The 23,255-nt window shown below is 69.6% G+C and carries 23 protein-coding genes; 13 read left to right on the forward strand and 10 right to left on the reverse strand.

The window, feature by feature from the left end:
• Entirely contained in the window at window positions 1-1,533 is a 1,533-nt protein-coding gene (locus tag AB0B82_RS14375) for a helix-turn-helix domain-containing protein (RefSeq protein ID WP_360166938.1), read from the forward strand.
• Here AB0B82_RS14375 and AB0B82_RS14380 read toward each other — a convergent pair.
• Genes AB0B82_RS14380 through AB0B82_RS14390 form a run of 3 tightly spaced genes read right to left on the reverse strand, consistent with a single transcriptional unit; the run spans window position 1,523 to window position 4,547 of the window.
• Entirely contained in the window at window positions 1,523-2,485 is a 963-nt protein-coding gene (locus tag AB0B82_RS14380) for an aldo/keto reductase (RefSeq protein ID WP_360166941.1), read from the reverse strand. The two genes, AB0B82_RS14375 and AB0B82_RS14380, sit on opposite strands and share 11 nt — an antisense overlap.
• The gene (locus tag AB0B82_RS14385; protein ID WP_360166944.1) at window positions 2,482-3,234 is read right to left on the reverse strand and encodes an SDR family oxidoreductase; all 753 of its coding nucleotides are present in this window, start codon (window positions 3,232-3,234) and stop codon (window positions 2,482-2,484) included. The genes AB0B82_RS14380 and AB0B82_RS14385 overlap by 4 nt, the downstream gene beginning before the upstream one ends.
• Entirely contained in the window at window positions 3,231-4,547 is a 1,317-nt protein-coding gene (locus tag AB0B82_RS14390; RefSeq protein ID WP_360166947.1) for an L-fuconate dehydratase, read from the reverse strand. Before AB0B82_RS14390 ends, AB0B82_RS14385 begins: the two co-directional genes overlap by 4 nt.
• A 249-nt stretch (window positions 4,548-4,796) precedes the next feature.
• On the opposite strand from AB0B82_RS14390, the gene folP reads away from it, so the two are divergent.
• Genes folP through AB0B82_RS14410 form a run of 4 tightly spaced genes read left to right on the forward strand, consistent with a single transcriptional unit; the run spans window position 4,797 to window position 7,669 of the window.
• Window positions 4,797-5,609 carry a dihydropteroate synthase gene (gene folP / locus AB0B82_RS14395; RefSeq protein ID WP_360167162.1) on the forward strand — a complete coding sequence of 271 codons (813 nt, stop codon included), beginning with the start codon at window positions 4,797-4,799 and terminating at the stop codon, window positions 5,607-5,609.
• Window positions 5,609-6,331: a pyrimidine reductase family protein gene (locus AB0B82_RS14400; protein ID WP_360166950.1), complete on the forward strand. Its 723-nt coding sequence runs from the start codon at window positions 5,609-5,611 to the stop codon at window positions 6,329-6,331. Before folP ends, AB0B82_RS14400 begins: the two co-directional genes overlap by 1 nt.
• A 4-nt stretch (window positions 6,332-6,335) precedes the next feature.
• A complete protein-coding gene (locus AB0B82_RS14405) occupies window positions 6,336-7,019 on the forward strand; it encodes a class III extradiol dioxygenase subunit B-like domain-containing protein (protein ID WP_360166953.1) in 684 nt (227 codons plus the stop codon).
• 50 nt (window positions 7,020-7,069) lie between these two features.
• Window positions 7,070-7,669 carry a TetR/AcrR family transcriptional regulator gene (locus AB0B82_RS14410; protein WP_360166956.1) on the forward strand — a complete coding sequence of 200 codons (600 nt, stop codon included), beginning with the start codon at window positions 7,070-7,072 and terminating at the stop codon, window positions 7,667-7,669.
• Between the two features lie 307 nt (window positions 7,670-7,976).
• On the opposite strand, the gene AB0B82_RS14415 is transcribed toward AB0B82_RS14410, so the two are convergent.
• A complete protein-coding gene (locus AB0B82_RS14415; protein WP_360166959.1) occupies window positions 7,977-8,693 on the reverse strand; it encodes a hypothetical protein in 717 nt (238 codons plus the stop codon).
• A 135-nt stretch (window positions 8,694-8,828) separates the two neighbouring features.
• Here AB0B82_RS14415 and AB0B82_RS14420 point away from each other — a divergent pair, with 135 nt between their 5' ends.
• From AB0B82_RS14420 to egtD, 5 genes are all read left to right on the forward strand, one after another.
• A complete protein-coding gene (locus AB0B82_RS14420; RefSeq protein WP_360166962.1) occupies window positions 8,829-9,488 on the forward strand; it encodes a (2Fe-2S)-binding protein in 660 nt (219 codons plus the stop codon).
• Between the two features lie 136 nt (window positions 9,489-9,624).
• On the forward strand, window positions 9,625-10,845 hold the full coding sequence (locus AB0B82_RS14425) for a glutamate-cysteine ligase family protein (protein ID WP_360166965.1): 1,221 nt from the start codon (window positions 9,625-9,627) through the stop codon (window positions 10,843-10,845).
• The gene (egtB, locus tag AB0B82_RS14430) at window positions 10,842-12,179 is read left to right on the forward strand and encodes an ergothioneine biosynthesis protein EgtB (protein ID WP_360166968.1); all 1,338 of its coding nucleotides are present in this window, start codon (window positions 10,842-10,844) and stop codon (window positions 12,177-12,179) included. Before AB0B82_RS14425 ends, egtB begins: the two co-directional genes overlap by 4 nt.
• Window positions 12,179-12,937, forward strand: coding sequence for an ergothioneine biosynthesis protein EgtC (egtC, locus tag AB0B82_RS14435; RefSeq protein ID WP_360166971.1), 759 nt, complete (start codon window positions 12,179-12,181; stop codon window positions 12,935-12,937). Before egtB ends, egtC begins: the two co-directional genes overlap by 1 nt.
• Window positions 12,934-13,899: an L-histidine N(alpha)-methyltransferase gene (gene egtD / locus AB0B82_RS14440; protein ID WP_360166974.1), complete on the forward strand. Its 966-nt coding sequence runs from the start codon at window positions 12,934-12,936 to the stop codon at window positions 13,897-13,899. Before egtC ends, egtD begins: the two co-directional genes overlap by 4 nt.
• A 214-nt stretch (window positions 13,900-14,113) precedes the next feature.
• Here egtD and AB0B82_RS14445 read toward each other — a convergent pair whose 3' ends face one another.
• From AB0B82_RS14445 to AB0B82_RS14455, 3 genes are read right to left on the reverse strand one after another with little or no spacing between them, the layout of a single operon-like run.
• Window positions 14,114-15,412, reverse strand: a complete 1,299-nt coding sequence (locus AB0B82_RS14445; protein WP_360166977.1) for an extracellular solute-binding protein — start codon at window positions 15,410-15,412, stop codon at window positions 14,114-14,116.
• Window positions 15,413-15,430: 18 nt separating this feature from the next.
• Window positions 15,431-16,312 (reverse strand): carbohydrate ABC transporter permease, encoded by an 882-nt coding sequence (locus tag AB0B82_RS14450; protein ID WP_360166980.1) that lies wholly within the window; start codon window positions 16,310-16,312, stop codon window positions 15,431-15,433.
• Between the two features lie 10 nt (window positions 16,313-16,322).
• Window positions 16,323-17,282, reverse strand: coding sequence for a sugar ABC transporter permease (locus AB0B82_RS14455; protein ID WP_360166983.1), 960 nt, complete (start codon window positions 17,280-17,282; stop codon window positions 16,323-16,325).
• Between the two features lie 229 nt (window positions 17,283-17,511).
• On the opposite strand from AB0B82_RS14455, the gene AB0B82_RS14460 reads away from it, so the two are divergent.
• Window positions 17,512-18,540 (forward strand): LacI family DNA-binding transcriptional regulator, encoded by a 1,029-nt coding sequence (locus AB0B82_RS14460; protein ID WP_360166986.1) that lies wholly within the window; start codon window positions 17,512-17,514, stop codon window positions 18,538-18,540.
• A 30-nt stretch (window positions 18,541-18,570) separates the two neighbouring features.
• Entirely contained in the window at window positions 18,571-19,299 is a 729-nt protein-coding gene (locus AB0B82_RS14465; protein ID WP_360166989.1) for an alpha/beta hydrolase, read from the forward strand.
• A gap of 85 nt (window positions 19,300-19,384) precedes the next feature.
• On the opposite strand, the gene AB0B82_RS14470 is transcribed toward AB0B82_RS14465, so the two are convergent.
• The gene (locus AB0B82_RS14470) at window positions 19,385-20,080 is read right to left on the reverse strand and encodes a CHAP domain-containing protein (RefSeq protein WP_360166992.1); all 696 of its coding nucleotides are present in this window, start codon (window positions 20,078-20,080) and stop codon (window positions 19,385-19,387) included.
• Between the two features lie 86 nt (window positions 20,081-20,166).
• The gene (locus AB0B82_RS14475) at window positions 20,167-20,727 is read right to left on the reverse strand and encodes a CHAP domain-containing protein (RefSeq protein WP_360166995.1); all 561 of its coding nucleotides are present in this window, start codon (window positions 20,725-20,727) and stop codon (window positions 20,167-20,169) included.
• Between the two features lie 194 nt (window positions 20,728-20,921).
• On the opposite strand from AB0B82_RS14475, the gene AB0B82_RS14480 reads away from it, so the two are divergent.
• Complete coding sequence (locus tag AB0B82_RS14480; protein ID WP_360166998.1) at window positions 20,922-21,581, forward strand: NBR1-Ig-like domain-containing protein; 660 nt, start codon at window positions 20,922-20,924, stop codon at window positions 21,579-21,581.
• A 536-nt stretch (window positions 21,582-22,117) separates the two neighbouring features.
• On the opposite strand, the gene AB0B82_RS14485 is transcribed toward AB0B82_RS14480, so the two are convergent.
• A complete protein-coding gene (locus AB0B82_RS14485; RefSeq protein WP_360167001.1) occupies window positions 22,118-23,053 on the reverse strand; it encodes a type IV toxin-antitoxin system AbiEi family antitoxin domain-containing protein in 936 nt (311 codons plus the stop codon).
• Window positions 23,054-23,255: the final 202 nt, after the last annotated feature.

A 23,255-nucleotide genomic window follows, 5' to 3' on the forward strand; every position in this document is an offset into this window, starting at 1 on the left:
ATGACGGCGCCGACGCTCAAGGCGATGCTCGCGTCGCCGGGCTGGCGCGGCGTGGTCGTGCTGAGCGCCGGTGCGGAGCTCGACCCGCACCTCACCGGCTCACAGGTGCTGCTGGGCGTGGCGGCCCATCCGCAGCAACTCAACGGACAGTTGCTCGTCGTACTGCTCGCAGACGACCACACCGACTGGCGGATTGACGCGCTCATCAGCAGAGCCTCCGCCGCAGGAGCCGGCGCGCTGCTGTTACCGGGCGTCGAGCCGCTCGGGCGTGGAGCGCAGTTGCTCGCGGAGCGGTTGCAGCTACCCGTGCTGGGCGCCCCGGACCCGTTGGCCGCCCACGAGCACCTCCGCCGCGTGACGTCCGAGCCCGAGGTCGTGCGGTCGGATCTGGTACTGCGGGCCGTCTCAGCGTTGCGCCGTACCAACGGGGACCTCAACGGCGTACTGCGGATCACCGCCGACGTACTGGACCGCCCGGTCACGTTGGCGGGTACCGATGGCGGGCGGCTGGCCGGTGAACCGTTGGAGCCGGACGAACGGGCCGCGTTGGTCGCTGAGCTGCCACGTGTCCCTGTGGCGTGGGCGGCGCCGTACCGGGTGGATCTGCCGAGCGGCGCGGTCCTGCTGGCAATCCCTGTCCTCGGCGCCGGACCGGTGTGCTGGCTCGTCGCACGGTTGCCCGCGGTGGTGCCGGCCGAGGTAGCCGCCGTACCGGACGTGCTCACGGTTGTCGCGCCCGCAGTGGGGGAGCGGCTTGCGCTCAGGAGACTCGAGCTGGAGCGAGACGCGAGGCAACGGACGTCGCTGCTCGGCGAGCTGCTGCAAGGCGAACCGTCGGAGGCAACGCGGCGACGGGCGGTTGACCTCGGCTGGCAACTCGACGGCTGGCACACCGGCATCCGGATCGGCGTCGAAGGCCAAGTGGATGCGGCAGGGCGACGGGCGGATGTGGTGGACGCCTTCGACGCGGAAGGCCTGCGAGCGGTCGTGGTGGAGCAGGGCGACGGCTGGTCGGCCTGGATCACCGCAGTCAGCGAACCGACCGCTACCGAGGTACGGCAGCAGGCGGCCGCCATACGTCGAGTGCAGCGCCGCCTGGTGAAGACGGTCGACACGTACGTCGGTGTGGGGCGTGTGCAGCCGGGGCCGAGTGGAATCGCCACCACTCTCGCGGAAGCGGGTGACGCGGCCGGCCTGGCGCGTGGACGTGCCGAAACGGGCCGCTTCCTGCATGTGGACCGTCTGGGCTTGGCGCAGTTACTCCTGGCGTGGACGCGCACCGACACGTTCCAGCCCGCGGCGCAGGCACTCCTAGCTCCGATCAAGGACCAGCCGGGTGACCTGGTCACCACGCTGGCCGTCTACCTCGACACCGAGTCGTCAGTGGCCGAAACCGCTGCAGTACTAGGGATTCACCGCAACACTGCCGCCGCCCGGATCGCCAAGATCCAGCATCTGCTGGGCGTGGACCTCACCGATCCGGACGAGCGGCTCGCCTTGCATCTGGCCTCGCGCACAGCACCTACGGAGTAGGGGCGTCCTCGCGCAGCAGACCGGCCGACTTCAGATCGGTCCACACCGCGGCCGGAACCTCGCTGCGGGCCAGCGCGGCGTTCGTGTGGACCTCGTCGGCCGTCCGGCAGCCGACGGCGATCCCGGCGACGGCAGGGTGGAAGAGCGGGAAGGCGAGTGCCGCCGCGGGCAGCGTGATGCCGTGCGCCTCGCAGACGTCCGCGACCTTGTTGGCCTTGTCGATCAGCGTCTGGGCGGCCGGCTCGTAGTTGAACGTCGCGTCCGCGGCGGGCCGCGGCTGCGACATCAACCCGGAGTTGAAGATGCCGACGGCAACGACCTGGACGTCGTTGTGCAGGCAGGCGGGCAGTACGTCGTCGAGACCGTCGGGGTCGATCAGCGTGTACCGCCCGGCCAGCATGATCACGTCGATGTCGATCTCGCGGACGAACCGGGTCAGCATCGCCGACTGGTTCATCCCGGAACCGATCGCGCCGATCACGCCCTGGTCGCGCAGTTCGATCAGCGTCGGGAACGCGGTCGCGACCGCTTCCTCGTAGTGGTCGTCCGGGTCGTGCACGAACACGACGTCCAGCCGGTCGGTGCCGATCCGGCGCAGCGAGTCCTCGATGCTCTGCAGTACGCCGTCGCGCGAGAAGTCCCAGCGCCGGCGTCGCGTGGTGGAGATTGCGAAACCTTCGTCGTCGGTCGCGGGCGCGTCGGCAGTGTAGATGATCCGGCCGACCTTGCTCGACAGCACGTACTCGTCACGCGGCTTGTCCTGCAACCCGAGCCCGAGCCGCTCCTCGGCCAGCCCGAGGCCGTAGTGCGGAGCAGTGTCGAAGTAGCGCCAGCCCTCGTCCCAGGCTGCGTTCACAGCAGCGACGGCGTCGGCTTCATGCACCTCGCCGAGCAGGTTGCCGAGCGGAGCGCCGCCCAGCCCGATCCGCTGATCGTCCGGGAAGAGCTTCATCTGCGGACCGCCGGTAGCCGCAGGTTCTGCATGCCGCCGTCGACTGCCAGCGCCGTAGCGGTGGTCGATCCGGACAGCGGACTGGCCAGGTAGGCGATCGCGTTCGCGACCTCGTCGGCCGTCACCAGCCGGCCCATCGGCTGCCGGGCTTCGAGCGCGGCACGCTCGGCGACCGGGTCCGCGGCGACGTCGAGCAGCCGGCCGACCCACGGCGTGTCCGCCGTACCGGGGTTGACGCAGTTCACCCGGATCCCTTCGCGCACGTGGTCCGCGGCCATCGCCATCGTCAGCGCGAGGACGGCGCCCTTGCTCGCCGAGTACAGCGCGCGGTTCGGCAGGCCGGCGGTCGCGGCGATCGAGCAGGTGTTGACGATCGCGGCCGCGCCGGACTTGCGCAGGTACGGCAGCGCCGCCCGCGTCACGCGGGCGATCCCGACCACGTTCACGTCCAGCACGCGATGCCATTCCTCGTCGTCGTTCGCGGCGACGTCACCCTGCGCTCCGATGCCGGCGTTGTTCACGAGGACGTCGATGCCGCCGAGCTGCAGCGCCGCGGCCGCGACGGCGTCCCGGACCGAGGCGTCGTCGGTGACGTCGGCGGCGATCCCGGTCAGCGGCGGCTCGACGTCCGGCTTCAGGTCGAACACGACCACCTGGGCGCCGCGGGCGGCGAGCAGCTGGGCGGCCGCGAGGCCGATGCCCGAGGCGCCTCCGGTGACCACCGCGCGGAGGCCGGTGAAATCAGTCACTTCATCTCCTTCGTCAGGTCGGTCCAGATCTTGCCACCCGGAAACCGGAACCCGCTCAGCGTCTCGGGATCCATCTCGGCTCCGAAGCCGGGCCGAACGGGCGCCACGTAGTGCCCGCCCCGGATCGTCACCGGATCGAGGAAGTGCTCGTGCAGGTGGTCCACGAACTCGATCACCCGGTCTTGCATCGATCCGCTGACCGCGACGTAGTCGAACATCGACAGGTGCTGGACCAGCTCACACAGTCCTACCCCGCCCGCGTGCGGGCACACCGGAACGCCGAACTTGGCCGCCAGCAGCAGGTTCGCGACGTTCTCGTTGACACCCGCGACCCGGGCCGAGTCCAGCTGCAGGAACGACAGCGACCCGGCCTGCAGCAGTTGCTTGAAGACCACCCGGTTCTGCACGTGCTCACCGGTGGCGACCCGGATCGGCGCGATCGCCCGCGCGATCGCGGCGTGCCCGAGGATGTCGTCGGGGCTGGTCGGTTCCTCGACCCACCAGACGTCGTACGGCGCCAGCGCCTCGACCCAGCGGATCGCGTCGGCGACGTCCCAGCGCTGGTTGGCGTCGATCGCGATCCGGACATCCGGGCCGACCGCTTCGCGGGCCAGCCGCATCCGGCGGATGTCGTCGTCGAGGTTCGCGCCGACCTTCAGCTTGATCTGCGTGAACCCCTCGGCGACCGCTTCGTGGCACAGTCGGACCAGTTTCGCGTCGTCGTACCCGAGCCAGCCCGGCGTCGTGGTGTACGCCGGGTACCCGCGCTCGCGCAGGATCGCCTCCCGCTCGGCCCGCCCGGCCTCGGCCTTGCGCAGGATGTCCAGCGCCTCGTCCGGGGTCAGCGCATCGGTCAGGTACCGGAAGTCGACCAGGTCGACGATCTGCTCCGGCGTCAGGTCCGACAGCAGCTTCCACAGCGGTACGCCGGCCCGCTTGGCGGCGAGGTCCCACACCGCGTTGACGACCGCGCCGATCGCCATGTGCATGACGCCCTTCTCGGGGCCCAGCCAGCGCAGTTGCGAGTCGTGCACGAGCTCCTTCCAGAACCCGCCGAGGTCAGCGAGCGTGGCGTCCAGGTCCCGCCCGACCACGTACTCGCGAAGCGCCTCGATCGCGGCCGTCTGGACGTCGTTGCCGCGGCCGATCGTGAACGCGAACCCGTGCCCCTCCAGCCCGTCGTCGGCGTCGGTCCGCAGGATCAGGTACGCCGCGGAGTAGTCCGGGTCGGTGTTCATCGCGTCGGAGCCGTCCAGGTCCAGCGACGTGGGGAAACGGACGTCGTACGTCTCGAATTCGGTGAATCGTGCCATCGAGGAACCGATCTGCTGCGGAGGGCGGAGGGTCAGGCGAGATCCTATAGGATATGTGGCGACTGCGACAGGTGATGCGGATCGCCAGGCCGTCGCAATCGGGCCCACCCGGTCGGCCCCGCGGGCCGCGCGCCGCGGCGGGCGTTGTGATGGCCGGGGGATCCGGCACGTAGAGTCGGTGCCGTGACGACGGGCGACGGCGTACTGCGGCTGGGCAAGCGGTCGTTCGGCGTGGACGAGTTCGCGCTGATGGCGATCGTCAACCGGACGCCGGACTCCTTCTTCGACCGCGGTGCGACCTACGCGACCGACGCGGCGTACGCGGCGATCGACAAGGCCGTCGCCGAGGGTGCGGACCTGGTCGATGTCGGCGGGGTGAAGGCCGGGTACGGCGAGCCGGTCAGCGAGGCCGAGGAACTGCGCCGGACCGTGGACTTCGTGGCCGGTATCCGGGCCCGGCACCCGGAGCTCGTGATCAGCGTGGACACGTACCGTAGCGCAGTGGCCCGCGAGGTTGCGGCGGCCGGTGCGGACCTGATCAACGACACCTGGGCAGGCGCCGATCCGGACCTCGTGTACGCCGCCGCCGAGGCCGGGACAGGACTGGTCTGCAGTCACGTCGGCGGCCTCTCGCCGCGCACCGATCCGCACCGGATGGCGTACGACGACGTGGTTGCGGACGTGATCCGTACGACGACCGCGCTCGCCGAGCGGGCGGTCGCAGCTGGCGTACGACGGGACGGCATCCTGATCGACCCGACGCACGACTTCGGCAAGAACACACTCCAGTCGCTCGAACTGACCCGCCGGCTGGACGAGCTCGTGGCCACCGGCCTGCCGGTGCTGGTCGCGGTCTCGAACAAGGACTTCATCGGCGAGACCCTCGAGTTGCCGCCGGGGCAGCGCGGCAACGGAACCCTGGCGGCGCTCACAGTCTCCGCCTGGCTGGGCGCCCGCGTCTTCCGCGTGCACGACGTACCGGCGGCGCGGCAGGCGCTCGACCTCGTCGCCGTACTGCGGGGCACCAAGCAGCCCGCCGGCACCCGAAGGAGCCTGGCCTGATGCGCCGCCTCGAGGACCTGTCCGACGATGAACTGGTCGAGCTGTACCAGGTGGCGGACCGCGGTGTCCGGCACGTAAGGGCGAACTTCGTGACCAGCCTGGACGGCGCGGTGGCGATCGACGGCCGGTCGAAGGCACTGTCGAGCGACTCCGACAGTCGCGTGTTCAGCATCATCAGGCGGCTCGCGGACGTCGTGCTGGTCGGTGCCGGGACGATCCGCGACGAGGGGTACACGCCGCTGCGGCTGTCCGGTGCCTCTCGCGCGTGGCGGACGGACGCGGGGCTCGCGGAGAACCCGACGCTCGCGATCGTGTCGTCCCGGCTCGAGCTGAGCCCGTCGGACCCGGTCTTTCGGTCCGCTGTCCGGCCGATCGTGGTCACGCACGCCGCCTCACCGCCCGAGCGCCGGGAGCAACTCGGCGAGGTGGCCGAGCTGCTCGTCCTAGGGGCCAAGGCTGTCGATCTGCCGGCGGTGCTGGACGAGTTCCACGGGCGTGGGATGGGGCAGATCCTGACCGAGGGTGGTCCGCTGCTGCTCGGCGCGCTGACCGCGGCCGGCCTGCTGGACGAGCTGTGCCTCACGCTGGCCCCGGTGCTGGCCGGCCCGGGAGCAGGCCGCATCATCGACGGCGAACCGGTGCCTGCTCGGCGGATGCGCCTGCAGACGCGGCTGGCCGCCGCCGACGATTACCTCTTCTTCCGCTACCTCCGGGAGGCCTGAGCCGGTGTCTGTCGTCGCTGCCGCGGTCTGTCCGCACCCGCCGCTGCTGGTCCCGGAGGTCGCGACCGGCGCGGCGCCGGAGCTGGACGATCTCCGCGCTGCCTGTCTGACCGCGATCGACGCGCTGTCGGCGGCGTCGTCGATCCTGGTCGTCGGATCGGGGACTGCGGGTGCGTACGACGCGTCCGCGGGTGGTTCGTTCGGCGCGTACGGCGCACCGGGTGTGCGGATCGGAACGGGACCGGCGGTTCTGCCGTTGTCGCTCGCGATGGGCGGCTGGCTGCTCGACCGATCCAAGTCCGCTCAGCTGCCACGCGGCTATCGGGCGGTGCCCGGCGACACTGCGCCCGGTGATTGCGTACGGCTCGGGCGAGAGCTTGCCGAGAGCAACGAGCGGCTCGGTCTGCTGGTGCTGGGCGACGGCTCGGCGCGGCGTAGCGAGCATTCGCCGGTGCATCTGCATCCGCGCGCGGAGATCTTCGACACCACCGTCGCGCAAGCCTTGCGGGCCAAGGATCTCGACGTACTCGAGGCGCTCGATCCCGACCTGGCGCGTGAGCTGCAAGCCGCCGGCCGCGCGCCCTGGCAGGTGCTGGCCGGAGCCTTGGAGGGTACGTCGCTGTCCGGCGACCTGCTCTACGAAGCGGCTCCGTACGGCGTCGGCTACCTGGTCGCGACCTTCGCGTAGCTCGCGGCGCGGTCCCTGCACGGGCGGCCGAAGTCGCTGATACTGGCCGGGTGACTGACGAACGGACGGGGTACCGGCGGTCGGCGAAATCGGCGCGCGGTGAGGCGCGCCGACGCGAACTGCTCGACAAGGTGACCGACGAGCTCGGCGCCAACGGGCTCGTGGACTTTTCACTGCGGCGTGCGGCACGGGCGGCCGGTACGACGCACAAGGTGCTGCTGTACCACTTCGACGGACCCGAGGATCTGCTGACGCAGGCCGTGCTGCAGTTGCGCGAACGCCGGATCAGCCGGGCCCTCGCGGCCGCGACCGAGCGCAGCGACCTGTCGCTGGCGGAGCGGGTGCGGTCGGTGTGGCCGACGTTGGTCGGCGCGGAGTCGTGGGTGCTGGACCAGGCGATCGGGCTGGCGATGTACGACGCCGCGCGGTACGCGGACCTGGCGCGATCGGCCTCCCGGCAGTACCTGCCGACGTTGCTGTCCCTCTGTCCGGACGACTGGACGGAGCAGCGCAAGACCGAGGTGGCGGAGCTGATCCTGGCGAGCCTGCGCGGGTTCCTGATCGAGTGGCGGACCAGCGGCGACGCGGACGGGATCGAGGCCGGATTCGCGGCGCTGGCCCGGGCGCTGGAGCGGGAGGAACGGGCGTAGACAGTTTGCGAACCACGTGGTTCAGTTCTCGGTATGCGCGACAAGGTGCGCAGCTGAGCAGCAAAGCGCTGAACGCGGGCAACCGGTACCCACGGTGGCAGCGGGCGATCGCGGCGCGTTCTGTCCTACCTGCTGCGTTCTACCGACCTGTGAAGTACGCCGCGGCGGTCCGGTGTCCACTGCTGTACGTCGTGTGCGAGGGCGACCAGTCCGCGCTGGCAGCACCCACACTGAAGGCAGCAGCTCGGACGCCGAACGCAGAGGTCCTGCAGGTGCCCGGGGGCCACTACGCGCCGTTCCTCGACGCTCATGAAGAGGTGGTGGAGGCCGAGCTCGCGTTCCTGCGCAAGCACCTGGCAGCTGACGCGGCGCGATCCAGTAAATCCTGCTCGACGGGTACTTCCGGCCACCGGGCTGCTGTGTCAGCGAGGTCGGCCCGGCCCGCTGCACGCAGTTGGTCGGCCAGCTCGGAGCGGGCGGCCTGTACGGCGGCCACTGCCTCGTCAGATGTGGCGTGGGGCCCGGACCAGTTGCAGACCGCGTCTCCCGCATACCAGTCGCCTGCGGCGTTGCGGCGTACATGCGCTGTGGCCAGGCGGGCAGCAGGGAGTGGCAGGTCGGCCAGCTGAACGACGGCATCCACCGCCACCACATCCGCGGACAGGTCGAGCAATGGGCGTAGCTCGACCGCATCGGTGACGACGAACTCGTAGCCGGCGGGCGCCTGCTCGCGCAGCCAGGCCAGCGCCTCTTGGGCAGTCTGGTGTAGCTGATCAGCGTTGTCCGCGTCAGCAAGCGTGTGGACGCCGCAGAGCCGTGTGTGCGTCGGGCGGAGCTCGTTCTGCCACAAGCGGACCTGCAGCTCGTCCTGCCCGGACAGCCGGCGTCCGAGGATGCGCGCCAGCCCGACCACGTCGAAGTTCAGCTCGTCGGTCGTCCGCCGCCGCCCCGGCACGGGGGTTTCACCGGGACGAGTGCCCCGAGTGGTCCATGGACCGACGTGCCACCGCGCCAGAGCTGTCATGCGTTGACAGTAACCGGTGGAGCTGGGCCGTCTGGATCACAGCCCGGATCACAGCCCGGATCACAGGCCGGATCACAGGCCGGATCACAGGCCGGATCACAGGCCGGATCACAGGCCGGATCGTAGGCTGACCAGGTGACCTACACCGTGGGCCGTCTGGCGGATGTGCTGGCCGATGCGGTCAGCTGGCTGTCCGTACGGACCGCGACCGCGGTGCCGGGACCGGACTGGGTCTCGTGCGCGGACCTGATCGCAGAACAGCAAGCCGGTGGCGACCCTACGTACTCGTGGCGCGCGGCCGCCGCAGCCGACTACGCGCGCGACTACGCGATCGATCCGCCGCGGCAGGTCGCAGCCATGTTCACGCTCATGTGGTACGTCCAGGTGCCGTCCTTGGTGGCCGCCGTGACCGCAGCCGTCACAGGTGTCTCGCCGAGCGTGTCAGCGGCCGCTCTGGCGTTCAAGCGGCACCCGGTCGCGCACTACCCGGCTGAGATCGCTCTGCTGTCCGAGGACGTCGTACCGGTCGATGTCGCGGCTGCACAGCACAAGGAGCACGTGAGCGCGTTTCTGGACTCGTACCGACCCGGTGTGAAGCTGGGGTCGCTGCAGCGGTTCGGTGCGGTGGACGACGAGGTCCGCGCGGCGCTGCGGTTGCCGGAGGATGCGCCGTACACCGATGCCGTGGCGAGCGCGTTCGGAGTGTCGCTGGAGGACAAACTGCGCACCTCGTGCTGCTACTTCTACGTACTGCCGGGGGTCACGGCCTGTAGTGGGTGTCCGCGCTTCCGCTGATCGCGGGCCGCGCGCCGAAAACTGTCGGTGGCTTCGGGAAACATGCCTGGCATGAATCGACAGGCCTTCCAGACGTCACCGGCGGGTAATCCTTGGTCGGTTGTCCAGCTCTGGACCCGGAGCTAGGTTCGCTGACGTGGCCTCGTCCGGTGGTTCCCCGGCGACGACTCCGATCGGCTCGCGTGCCGATGCGGAGGGTTACGTCGCGATGGTCTGTTTCAAGCACGGTCCACCCCGGTTGTTCGGCGTCGAGCTCGAGTGGACGGTGCATCACGCGGAGGATCCGCGCCGGCCTCTCGACGCCGGTCGGCTGAGCAAAGCCCTGGGCGCGCATGCGCCCGCCACCCTGGTCCCGGGCAGTCCGCAACTGCCGCTGGGCCGGGGCGCGCTGGTCACCGTGGAGCCGGGTGGCCAGGTGGAGATCTCCGGCCCCGCGGCGGACTCGGTCCCGCGGCTGATCGAGGACACCGCCGCCGACGCCGCACAGCTGACGGCTCTGCTGCAGGACGCGGACCTGGTCCCGGGCCGCTACGGCCTCGACCCCTTCCGCACACCCCGCCGCATCCTCACCGTCCCGCGGTACGCCGCGATGGAGCAGGCCTTCCGCCGCGTCGGACCGCACGGCCCACGGATGATGTGCAGCACCGCAGGCCTGCAGATCTGCCTCGACGCCGGCGAAGCCGAGCAGACCGCCCTCCGCTGGCGGGCCCTGCACGATCTGGGTCCCGCGCTGGTCGCCCTGTTCGCGAACTCGCGCCGCCGCGCCGGAGCCGACACCGGCTGGGCGTCGGCCCGGACCGAGGCCACCTTCGGCACCTGTGCACCCTTCACCGAACCGCCTGCACTGGGGGAGGACCCGGCCGCTGCCTGGGCCCGGACGGCGATGGAGGCGCCGGTGCTCTGCTTCCGGCGCGGGGACAGCTGGGACGCGCCGACCGGCCTCACGTTCGGCGCCTGGGCGGACGGACAGTTGCCCGGCGACAGACCGACGTACGACGACCTCGACTACCACCTGTCCACGCTGTTCCCGCCGGTCCGGCCGCGTGGGTACCTCGAGGTCCGCTATCTCGACGCACAGCCGGGTGCCGGCTGGATCGCCCCGACCCTGCTGCTGACCGCCCTCATGTCCGCGTCGATCGACCAGGTGCTGGCCGCGGCCGAGCCGGCCGCCGGCCGGTGGTTCCCGGCCGCGCGCGAAGGGCTGCAGGACACCTTGGTACTGCGCGCCGCCCGCGACGTCGTCGCGCTCGGCATCGAGGTCCTGGACCGGACCGGCGCGGCCCCCGAACTCATCGCTGCCACCGCAACCCGGCTGCGGCGCATCGTCGACACCACCCACGGAAGGCGAGCTTCATGAACCACCAACTGTCCGATCTGTCGCCGGAGCAACTGCGGACGTATGTCGCCGAGCAGCTCGAGCGGTCGCGGACGCGGACGGTGCAGCTGACCGATGCCGTCGACACCGACGACCTGGTCAAGCAGCACTCCAAGCTGATGTCGCCGCTGGTCTGGGACTACGCCCACATCGGCAACCAGGAGGAGCTCTGGCTGGTCCGCGACGTCGGCGGGCGGGAGCCGCTGCGCCAGGACATCGACGAGCTGTACGACGCCTTCCAGCACCCGCGTGCGGAGCGGCCGACGCTGCCGCTGCTCGGCCCGGAGGAAACGCGTAGCTATGTCACCGAGGTGCGGGACAAGGTCCTCGACGTCCTCGACCAGGTGAAGTTCGACGCCGGGCGCGAGCTGGTGGACAACGCGTTCGCGTTCGGCATGATCGCGCAGCACGAGCAGCAGCACGACGAGACGATGCTGGCCACCCACCAGCTGCGCGACGGCGCGCCTGTTCTCGACGCACCACCGCCGCCGCCCGGGCGTTCGCTGCCGTCGGCGGAGGTGTTCGTCCCCGGCGGTGTCTTCGAGATGGGTACGTCGATCGAGCCGTGGGCGCTGGACAACGAGCGGCCCGCGCACGCCGTCCACGTGCAGCCGTACGTGATCGACACCGCCCCGGTGACGAACGGGGAGTACCTGCGGTTCGTGCTCGGCGGCGGGTACCAGGATCCGCAGTGGTGGACCGAGCCCGGGTGGGCGCATGTGCAGAAGGCGTCGCTGGTCGCGCCGCGGTTCTGGTCGCAGGTCGACGGCGAGTGGTGGCGGCTGCGGTTCGGGCACCAGGAGCGGTTGCCGCTGGACGAGCCGGTCATGCATGTCTGCTTCTACGAGGCCGAGGCCTATGCGAAGTGGGCGGGCAAGCGACTGCCGACCGAGGAGGAGTGGGAGTTCGCCGCGCGGTTCGACCCGGCGAGCGGGCGGACCAGGCGGTTCCCGTGGGGCGACGAGTCGCCGGGTCCGCAGCACGCGAACCTCGGCCAGCGTCACCTCCGCCCCGCACCGGCCGGTGCGTATCCGGCGGGCGCCTCACCGCTCGGTGTGGAGCAGTTGATCGGCGACGTCTGGGAGTGGACGTCGAGCGACTTCCGCGGGTACCCCGGGTTCCGCGCGTGGCCGTACGACGAGTACTCGCTGGTCTTCTTCGGCCCGGAGTACAAGGTGCTCCGCGGCGGCTCGTTCGGGACCGACGAGGTCGTTGCCCGCGGCACCTTCCGGAACTGGGACTACCCGATCCGCCGGCAGATCTTCGCCGGCTTCCGTTGCGCGCGCGACCCGCGCCCCGACGAGTTGCCCGCCTGATGTGCCGCCACCTGGCCTACCTGGGCCCACCGGTCACGTTGTCGTCGCTGGTGCTCGAGCCGTCCCACTCGCTCTACGAGCAGAGCTGGGCGCCGACCGACATGCGCGGCGGCGGGTCGGTCAACGCCGACGGCTTCGGACTCGGCTGGTATCCCGAAGGGGATGCGGCCGTGTCCGGCGGCCCGGTGCGCTACCGGCGCGACGTCCCGATCTGGACCGACGAGAACCTGCCCGGTCTGGCCGGCACCATCCGCTCCGGCGCCGTACTCGCCGCGCTCCGCAACGGCACCGTCGGGCTGCCGTACGGCCAGTCGGCGGTCGCGCCGTTCGGGTCCGACCACTGGCTGTTCAGCCACAACGGGCGCATCCCCGGCTGGCCGGACGCGACCGTCAAACTGGCCGAGCAGCTACCGGTCGCGGACCTGCTGCGCGTGCCGCCGATCGACTCGGCCTTTCTCTGGGCCTTGGTCGCGCATCGGCTCGGTGAGGGTGTGCCGCCGGCCGACGCGGTCGCGGCGGTGGTACAGGAAGTCGAGGCGCTGGCGCCCGGATCACGCCTGAACATCCTGCTGACCGACGGCGAGCAACTCGTCGCCACCGCATGGGTTCACTCGCTGCACGTCCGCCGTACCGACAACTCCGTGACCGTCGCCTCCGAGCCGTTCGGCCCCGACCGCTGGACCGCCGTCCCCGACCGCTCGCTCCTCGTGGCCACCGCCACCAACCTGCAGATCACCCGGATGGAAGGCAGAGCGTGACCCTCATCGACGTACATCTGACCCCGGACTACGCGGCCCGCGCCCTGCGGGACGACGTACGGGCAGGGCTCTCGGCGACACCGAAATGGCTGCCGCCGAAGTGGTTCTACGACGCGCGGGGGAGCGAGCTGTTCGAAGAGATCACGCGACTGCCGGAGTACTACCCGACCCGTGCCGAGCGAGAGATCCTGCAGACGCGCGCCGGTGAGATCGCGGCGATCACCGGGGCGCACACACTGGTCGAGCTCGGATCGGGATCGTCGGAAAAGACGCGGCTGCTGCTCGACGGTCTGCGCGACCACGGGACACTCACGTCCTTCGTCCCGCTCGACGTGTCCGAGTCCGCGCTGCGGGAGGCGGCCGACGCGATCAACGCCGATTATCCACAGCTCGACGTCCACGGTGTGGTCGGCGACTTCACCGCCCACCTCGACAAACTGCCCGGCGACCCGCCGCGGATGGTCGCGTTCCTCGGCGGCACGATCGGCAACCTGATCCCGGCCGAACGCGCCACCTTCTACACCTCGATCCGCGACGTCCTCGACCCCGGCGAGTGGCTGCTGCTCGGCACCGACCTGGTCAAGGATCCCGCCACCCTGATCGCGGCGTACGACGATGCCGCCGGCGTCACCGCCGAGTTCAACAAGAACGTGCTGCGGGTCATCAACCGGCAACTCGGCGCCGACTTCGACGTCGACGCCTTCGATCACGTGGCGATCTGGGATCCCGAGAACGAGTGGATCGAGATGCACCTGCGCGCCACCCGCGCGATGCGCGTCCTGATCCCGGAGATCCACCTGGAGGCGTCCTTCGCGGCAGGCGAGGAGATCAGCACCGAGATCTCCGCCAAGTTCCGCCGCGCCGGCGTCGAGTCCGAACTCGCCGAAGCGGGCTTCACCCCGGCCGCCTGGTGGACCGACACCGAGTCCCGCTTCGCCCTCTCCCTCTGGAAAGCCGCCTGACCCAGGCCCCACCCACGCGGTCTCGGCCCGGGTCTACCGTCGAGGCCGCATCCGACCCCGCCGAGGGCGCCCGTTGCCCATCGAGGCGAGGGTTGCCCGTTGAGCTGGAGGGTTGCCCATCGAGTTAGAGGGTTGCCTGTCGAAGTGGGGGGGGGTTGCCCATTCAAATTTTGAATGGGCAACCCCCCACCTCAGGGGGCAAGGGGTAGCTGGGTCAGCTGCCTTGTTTGATCAGGTCGTTGATCTTGTCGATGTAGGTCTGCAGCTCGCTGACCGGCTTCTTGCCGCTCAGGATGGGCTGGTAGTTGGCGGTGGTGAGGTCGCCGACCTGTTGCGCCCACTGGGTGGTGAAGCGGACGCCGACCGTCTTCTCGGCAGCCAGGTCGGCCTTGACCGTGTCGACGACGGTGCTCTGCTGCGCCTTGGTGAGTGCGTCGAAGTAGCTCGCCTGGGCGGGCGTGTACGCCGGTGGCGCGACCGGCGAGGCCGGGAGTACGGCGTCCCAGACCTTGGTGTTGATGTACTCGAGCACCTTGAACGTCGCGTCCTCGTTTTTGGTGTACTGCGGCGTGCAGATGCCGACCGAGTCGTACAGCGTGGTCGGTGTCTGGACCTGCGGGAACGGCGCGAACCCGTACTTGATCTTCGGTTTGTCGGTCTGGAACCCGGCCGCCAGCCACTGACCGCCGAACGTCATCGGCACCTTGCCGGCCGCGAACAGCGACTGCACGTTGGCGGCGTCGTACCCGGGCGGTGCGACCGAGCCGTTCTTGATCGCGGCGACCAGCTTCTCGACGCCTTCCTTGTACTTGTCGTCGGCCTCGGCCTTTGTCGGGTGGTTCACGTCGTCGGTGAACGGCGCACCGCCGGCCGAGACGGAGTACATGCTCATCGTGAACGGGCCGTCCCCGCCGGTCAGCTGGTCGGCGACGAGACCGTACTTCGCCCCGTTCTTGTTCGCCAGCTTCGCGGCCGCGGCGTACATGTCGTCCCAGGTCCAGCCGGCCTTCGGCAGCGGCAGTCCGGCGGCGGTGAACGCGTCGGCGTTGTACCAGACGCCGTACGTGTTCATCAGCGACGGCAGCCCGCCCATCTGGCCGTCGGCGGTCTTCCAGTTGTCCATCGCGGACGGGACGAACTTGTCCGCCGTGAAGTCGCCCTCGCCGTTCTTGATCCGCTCGGACCAGTCGACGAGCAGACCCTGGGACGTGTACTGCTGCTCGGTGTCGTTACCGCACCAGAACAGGTCGGGCAGCTGCTTCGCCTGGGTCAGCGACGCGAGCTTGTCGCCGTACTGACCGCTCGGGGTGTCGAGCAGTTGGACGGTGATGTTGTCGTCCTTGAAGCCCTCCAGGGCCTTCTTGATCGCGGCATTCGTCTCCGCCGACTCCCAGGTCATCACGGTCACGGTCACCGGACCGTCACTCGAGCCACCGGAGTCCGAACCGCTGCAGGCCGTTGCCGCCAGCAACCCCGCGCACGCGAGCGCGGTCACACCCAATGTCCTTCTCACACCTGACCTCTTTCCGGGTTATTTCTGGTTCGTGCTGCCGAGAGCGCCGAGACCCTGGATGAAGTAGCGCTGCGCGGCGAAGAAGATGATCAGCGGCGGCAGCATGTACAGCAGGTTCGTGGCCATGTAGTAACTCCAGTCCGGCGTCTTCCCCGCGAACGGGGAGATGAACGCCGCCATCCCGACCGACAACGGCCACTTGCCGGACGAGTACAGGTAGACCAGCGGATTCAGGTAGTCGTTCCAGGACGCCTGGAACGCGAGGATCGCCATCGTGATCCAGGCCGGGCGGGTCAACGGCAGCATCACGCTGACGAAGATCCGCAGGTGACCGGCCCCGTCGATCTTGGCCGCCTCGTCGATCGAGTACGGGATCGCCAGGAAGTACTGCCTGGCCAGGAAGATGAACAGCGGGTTGCCGCCAAGGAAGGCGGGCACGATCAACGGCAGCCAGGTGTCGTACCAGCCGATGCTCTTGTAGAGCTGGAACAACGGGATCAACCCGACCACGCCGGGCAGCAGCATGCTGCCGACGAACAGGTAGAACCAGAGCTTGCGGCCGGGGAACCGCAACCGGGCGAGCGCGTAGCCGGCCATCATCGCGGTCATCACCCCGCCGAGCACGCTGAGACCGGTGATCACCAGCGAGTTCAGCAGCAGCCGCGGGAAGTGGATCGCCTTCGGCCCCTCGATGAAGTTGCTCCAGGTCCACTCGTGCGGCAGCAGCTTCGGCGGGATGTCGAAGACCGCGGTACGGCTCTTCAGGCCGATCGTGATCATCCACAGCAGCGGCACGATCATCACCGCGCAGATGAACAGCGCGACGACGTACCAGGACGTCGTACCGATCAGGTGCGGCTTCTTCTTCGCGGGACGAGCGGCCTGATCCGGCGCCGTCACCGTCGGAACGTCAGTCGGGAGTGTTGTCACTGTAGGTCCAGAGAGAGGTGAACTTCGCGGCCAGCGCGATCACGGCGATGATGACGATGAACAGCACCCACACCTGCGCGGACGCGTAGCCGAGCTGCGGGATCCGGCCGAGGGTGGGGAAGCCGTTCTCGTAGATGGACAGCATCAGCACCTTGGTGCTGAACCCCGGTCCGCCGTTGGTCAGGATCTTCGGCTGGTTGAACGTCTGCAGCGCGGCGGTGGTCTGCAGGATGACCTGCAGCAGCATGATCGGGCTGATCGTCGGCAGCGTGATCCGGAAGAACGTCGCCCACGGGCCGGCACCGTCGACCCGCGCGGCCTCGTACAGCTCGGTCGGCACCGCCTGCAGCGCGGCGAGGAAGATGATCATCGTCCCGCCGACGCCCCACAGCATCACCAGCACGACCGACGGCATCGACATCGTCGAGCTCTGCAGCCACAGACTGGTCGGCAGGCCGAGCCGGTCGAGGATCGTGTTCAGCAGTCCGACCTGGGGGTCGAGGATGAACTTCCAGAGCGTGATCGTCGCGACTGCGGGCAGCACGACCGGCAGGTACGCCAGCGTCCGGACCAGGCGCACCCCGGCGAAGCGCTGGTTGCAGAACATCGCCAGCGCGAGCCCGAGGATCAGCGACAACGGGACGTACAGCAGCACCAGATAGCCGGTCGCCCGCAACGCCGGCCAGAAGACCGGGTCGGTGCTGAACAATCGGCGAAAGTTGCCGAGGCCAACGAAGACCGGATCGGTCAGCCCGTTGTACTTCGTCAACGCGAGATAGAGCGAACGGATCAGCGGATACGCCACGAAGACCGTGAACCCGATCACCGCCGGTGCGATGAACAGGTACGCCGCCGTGACGTCGGAGCCGGCGTTCCGGCTCATGCCACCACGGCCACCGCGCCGTGTGGTGGCCGATCCGCCGGCAGAGACAGAATTCATCCGGCCTCCTGGACGGTAACGTTTCCAACGTTTTACTGTGGGGTGACGATGCCGTGTCCCGAAAAGGAAGTCAACCCCGTGTCCGAAACGTTTCCAAGCTGTCCGGTGCCCTCCCGGGAGGGGGTCTGGAGTCCTGCTGCGTCAGACTTGGGGTGGGCCGCCGAGGGCCGCACCCCGCGACGCGGCGGCGCCGCAGGCGGGGATCGGATACTGGACGGGGGTTGCTGGGATGTCTGCTGAGGTGTCGCGGCCGACGATGATCGACGTCGCTCGACGCGCCGGGGTCGGCCTGGGCACGGTGTCGCGGGTCGTCAACGGCGGGCACGGCGTGCGTGCGGAGACCGCGCAGCGGGTTCGGGCGGCGATCGACGAGCTCGGGTTCCAGCGCAACGAGGTCGCCCGGGCACTGCGGCCGGGCAAGAAGTCGACGAGTCTCGCGCTGGTGCTCGGTGACCTCACCAACCCGTTCTACGCGACCATCGCGAAAGCGTCGCTCGAGGTGGCCGGCCAGTCCGGGTACGCCGTCGTGCTCGGCAGCGTCGACGAGGACCCGGAGGGGGAGAAGCGGGCGATCCAGGAGCTGGTGAGCCGCCAGGTGGCCGGTCTGATGATCGTGCCGGACCAGGGTGATCACGCGTTCCTGGAAGGTGCCGGCGTGCCAGTGGTGTTCGTGGACCGCCCGGCGACCGGGATCGACGCGGACATCGTGATGGTCGACAACGAAGGCGGCGGCCGGCTGGCGGCGGAGCATCTGCTGCAGCAGGGCCACGAGCGGATCGCGATCCTGCTCGCGCCGTCGTACTACACGATCGGGCGCCGGCTGCGCGGATTCCGCCGCGCGCATCGCGCCGCGGGTGTCGAGGTGGACGAATCGTTGGTGATCCAACTGCCGGAAGGCAACGCGGAGGCCGCCGAGAAGGCGACCCGCGAGGTGATGCTGCGGCCGGATCCGCCGACGGCGATCTTCGCGTCGACCAACTTCCTCGCCGAAGGTGTGTTGCGGGCGCTCGGCGAGCTCGACCAGCAGCCGGCGGTGGTGGGGTTCGACGACTTCCGCCTGGCCGACATGCTGCCGACGCCGGTCTCGGTCGTGGCCTCCGACATCGCCGAGTTGGGCCGCAGCGCGGCACGGCTGCTGCTGGATCGTGCATCCGGTGCCGACACCCGCCCGCCGCAGCGGATCGTGCTGCCATGTGCGTTGATCGAGCGCGGCTCGGGGGAGCGGCCGCCTTCTGCCGGTAACAGAAAAGGTCGCTAGCGCCGTTCCGGGCTGACTAAGGTCGGCGGCGTGTACTACGAGAGCTTCGGTTCCGGGCGGCCGGTCTTCTTCCTGCCGAGCTGGGGCGGTGACGCAGGCGAGGGGCGTGACACCCACGAGCCGCTCTTCGCGCAGCGGCCGGGCTGGCGGCGGGTGTACGTCGATCCGCCCGGGACCGGGCGCTCACCCGCGGTCGCGTCGATCACCGACCAGGACGGGATGCTCGCCGCGATCGCCGCGCTGATCGACTCGTTGGCCGGTGGTGAACGATTTGCCCTGGCCGGTACGTCGGCCGGTGGGCTGCACGCGCGCGGCATCGTCAGGCGCGATCCGTCGCGCGTCCTCGGGTTGTTGCTTCGGGCACCGGGTGTCGTCATCGATCGTGCGCGGCGCACCCTTCCGTCCGGTGAGGCGCTCGTCCAGTCGGCAGCGCACGACCGGCAGCACGCGTACTACGATGCGGCCGAGTCCCGGGCGGACCTCGCGTTCCTCGGCCGGATCCAGCGGGACGTGTCGACGTACGGGCTGCGCGAGGACCCGTCGGTTCGCTTCGACCGCCCCACGCTGGTCGTCACCGGTCGGCAGGACACCATCGCGGGGTACGCCGATGCGTGGTCGATCCTCGGCGACTACCCGCGCGCGACGTTCGCCGTACTGGATCAGGAGGATCACTTCCTGCCCGGGCCCGGGCTCGCGGTGTACCACGCACTGGTCGCCGATTGGCTGGACCGGATGGAGAGCGAGCACCCGGACGCGTGAGGGGCGGGACACGCGTCCGGGTGCTGGGGGAGTGGATCAGACGGTTCTTGGCCTACACGGCAGTCGGCTCAGGTAGGGGTGTGGATCAGAAGTTCGGCCAGGCCCAGCCGAGGTAGTTGGAGAAGTACGGGAGTTTCGCGAGGCCGATTTTGCCGTTGACGCTGGTTGCCCAGAAGTAGCCGTCACCGCGGGCGACGCCGACGTGGCCGTACGGTGCGGCGAGGTCCCAGAACACCAGGGCGCCCTTCGGCGGGTTCAGGTCCCCGCGGTGCGCGACACCACGGGCGACCGCGTCGTTCCAGTCGGCCTTCGCCGATGGCCAAATGCCGGTCTTCCCGTACGAGTTCTCGGCGGCCATCTCGCAGTACCCCTGGTACGCGGTGGATCCGTTGCGGGCGACGTACCATGCGATCGCCTTGTCGGCGCGCGGGTTGGTCGAGCACAGCGGCGCGACGAGTCCGTTGCTGCCGGTGTTGACGTACGCGTCGCTGATGAAGCCCTTGCCGGGGACGTGGTCCCAGATCAGGCTGCGGCCGAACTTGCCGGTGACGGGCTCGCCGTACAGCTGGCAGTCGATCTCGACGGGGCCGTCCGGTTGCGTGCCGACCGCGCCGAAACTGGTGGCGTTGCCGGACCGGATCGTGACGCCGACGTTGGTGTCGGTGTCGACCGTTCCGGTCGCGGCGTGCGCCGGGAGCGCGCCGGTGCCGAGAGCGGCGGCACCGGCGAGCAGGGTGATTGCGGAGAGACGGGCTGTGATGCGCAAGAGGGCGGTACGCATTGTGGTGTTCCCTTCTCGAGTTGTCCCCCGCAGACAACCAGAAAGTGATGGTGTTGTCGCAGTGGGCAACGCGCCCCGGCGACCGGTCAGAAGTTGGGGTGGGCCCAGCCGAGGTAGTTCGAGAAGTACGGCAGCGTCGCCTTGCCGATCTTGCCGTTGACACTGGTCGCCCAGAACTTGCCGTCGCCGGTCGCGAGGCCGACATGGCCCCAGGAGCTGATGTTCCAGAACACCAGGGCGCCCTTGGGCGGGTTCAGATCGCCGCGGTGTGCGGCGCCGCGCCGTACGGCGTCGTTCCAGTTGGCGATCGCCGACGCGTAGACGCCGGTCCGGCCGTACGCGTTCTCGACTGCCTTCTCGCAGTACCCCTGGTATGCGGTCGACCCGTTCCGGGCGGCGAACCACGCGATCGCGTCGTCTGCCCGCGACTGAGGTGCGAGCTCGCTCGACTCCGACACGGCTGGGGCTTGGGTCCTGGCTTGGGCCGGCGTGGTGCTTGCGGTGGTGGTTGCGGTGGCGGTTGCGGTGGTGGCTGTGGTGGCTGTGGTGGCTGTGGCGGGCAGGGCGGCGGCGCCGGCCAGGACTGATCCGGTGAGGACGGCGACCGTGGTCAGCCGGGTGAAGGTTCGGGACAGCAGCGTGCTCATGGATTGCCTTTCGCTCTGAGCTCCGACGAACGGGGCCTGTTGGCTTGGAGAATCGCTCCCGTCTGCAGACAATCAGAGCGTGATTGCGTTGTCGCAGTGGGCAACGGAGAATAATCACGATGAGTTGTCATCAGAAGTAGAAAAGTAACGGCGAGAGCGGAGAGTGCGCCGTGCGACCAGCGCAGGCTCGGTTTGTGATCGGAGCGCGTATGCGCGAGCTGCGCGAGGCCGCCGGGGTGCCCTTGAGCCGGGCCGCGGCCGAGTCCGGCTGGGACAAGGGGCATCTGTCCCGGGTGGAGCGCGGTCACACCAAGCCGAGCCGCGAGCTGATCGAGTGGTACGACGCCTCGTTCGGCGCGAACCAGGCGCTCGTCAATCAGCTGATGGAGCTCGATGCCGCGGTCCGCGCCGGCCGCGACATGTCACAACGGGACATGCGCCGGCACGTACAACCGGTGCTGCTCGGCGGATCCGTACCGATCGACCACCACCCCGACGACCGCGCCGAACTGGTCGGCGAGACCGTGCCGGACGGAACCCAGGTGTGCCGCGAGCAGGTGTTCGAAAAGACCTGGATGATCCGCAACAGCGGCGAACGCCCGTGGCGCAATCGCTGGCTCACCCGCCAAGGCGCCGCCGGCACCCCCGGCTGGCTCCGCTCCCCGACCCGCGCCGCCGTCCCCGACGCCGAACCAGGCGACATCGTCACCGTCACGATGACACTGCAAGCACCGCACCAGGTCGGCGCCTCCACCGCCTACTTCAAACTCACCGACGAAGCCGGCCGCCTCTACTACCCCGGCCTCGAATCCCCACCCCTCTACTGCACCATCTTCACCACCTACGACCCCTGACCCGTCCCACACCCGCCGTCGGCCGCGACCGCGCCGGGCGCAGTTGTGGTTGGTGTGGACAGGAAGTGGTGGGCGTGCACCCGAAATAACCTGTTCAAGCCCACCAGTTCCTGGCGGCTGCCCCCGCTTCTGGCGCACCGGTTGCCGCCGCGTCTGGCCCGTCGGCCGCGGCCGCGCCCGACGCAGTTGTGGTTGGTGTGGACAGGAAATGGTGGGCGTGCACTCGAAATAACCTGTTCAAGCCCACCAGTTCCTGGCGGCTGCCCCCGCTTCTGGCGCACCGGTGGCCGCCTCACGCCCTGCCCGCGCAGCGGCTGGTCCACCCGGCTCACGACTCGCCGCGCCGCCTAGGTCACGTGTTGCCGCCGCGCGTGATCCGTCGCTGCGGCCGTGCCCGGTGCAGTTGTGGTTGGTGTGGACAGGAGGTGGTGGGCGTGCACCCGAAATAACCTGTTCACACCCACGATTTTCTGGCGGTAGACGCCACACCAAGCTCGCAGGCCGCGGCCGGGCCGCGGGCGGTCGTGGCGAGCGGTTTACAGGGCGTACCTGATCCGGTGCGCGGTGGCCTCCGGCTGTTTGAAGTCTGCCCAGCCGGTCCGGACGACGTGATATCCGCGGGCGCGCAGACGGTCCTCCCGCCACTTCTCCGCGAGTACGGCGTCCGTGGCCGCGCCGTACTTGAGCGCGCCGTACTTGATCGCGCCGTCGAACTCGACGATCAACCTGGTCCCCAGCAGGAAGTCGACCCGCGCGATCAGGCGGCCGTTCTCATCGCGGATCTCGACCTGCAACCTCGGCTTCGGCAGGCCCTGGTTCGCCATCAGCACCCGCAACCGTGACTCGCCGACCGACTCGCTCAGCCCGTCGGCGAAACGTACCGCTGCCCGCGCCGCCGGGGAACCGTGCCAGAAGCGATAGCGGTCCGCCGTCGTGATCAGCGCATCGGTGGTGACGAGGTTCGCGTGAAGTGCTGCGTCGGCCAGCACGACGCCCGCCTCGTACGACGACGTGCACGCCGCCTCGACGATCGCGCGCGCCGGCGTGACCACCCGCAGACCGTCGACGACCGTGATCTCGCCGGGTGCGAACCGCGATCGATGCACGTTCGCCAAGAGGTCCGAGCGGGCGCGCCCGGCGGGCTTGGTCAGCTGAACCTTGGTGAGATCGAGACCCCAGGTCGGCAGACCGTGCAGCACGGCTGCCGACTGATGGCTGATCACCGCGCCGTCGCCCATCCGCTCCACCGCAGCCCGGATCTTCAGCAGGTGCAGTCGTCGCGCCTTCTCCCACGGTTCTTCTGTCGCAGGCCACTCGGCCGGCTCGACGTACGCATCCCTGGACAGGCGCGACCACTGCCCCGACCGCAGCCGGCGGCGGAGCTCGCTGTCGCTGTAGCCGGCCGTTGCCGCATCCGCGCGGGTGAACCAGCCGTGCCGGGCGGCGGCGAGCACTCTCAGTTTCGGGTTCATGCCAGGGAAGATGCCGTTCTCGCGACCGTCCCGAACCGACGATTTGCGGCTGTGGACAACCAGAAGCCGGGGGCTTGCACCCCAACCCGGGGCTGGAGACAGGAAATAACCACCCCGGACCCACCACTTCCTGTTCAAGCCCCCGGTTCGTGCTTGGGCGGGGTGGGTGGTGTCTGTTGGGTTCGTGGTTGGGCGGGGTGGG

It is taken from the genome of Kribbella sp. NPDC048915 (assembly GCF_040649595.1).
In the GTDB taxonomy this organism is placed as follows: domain Bacteria; phylum Actinomycetota; class Actinomycetes; order Propionibacteriales; family Kribbellaceae; genus Kribbella.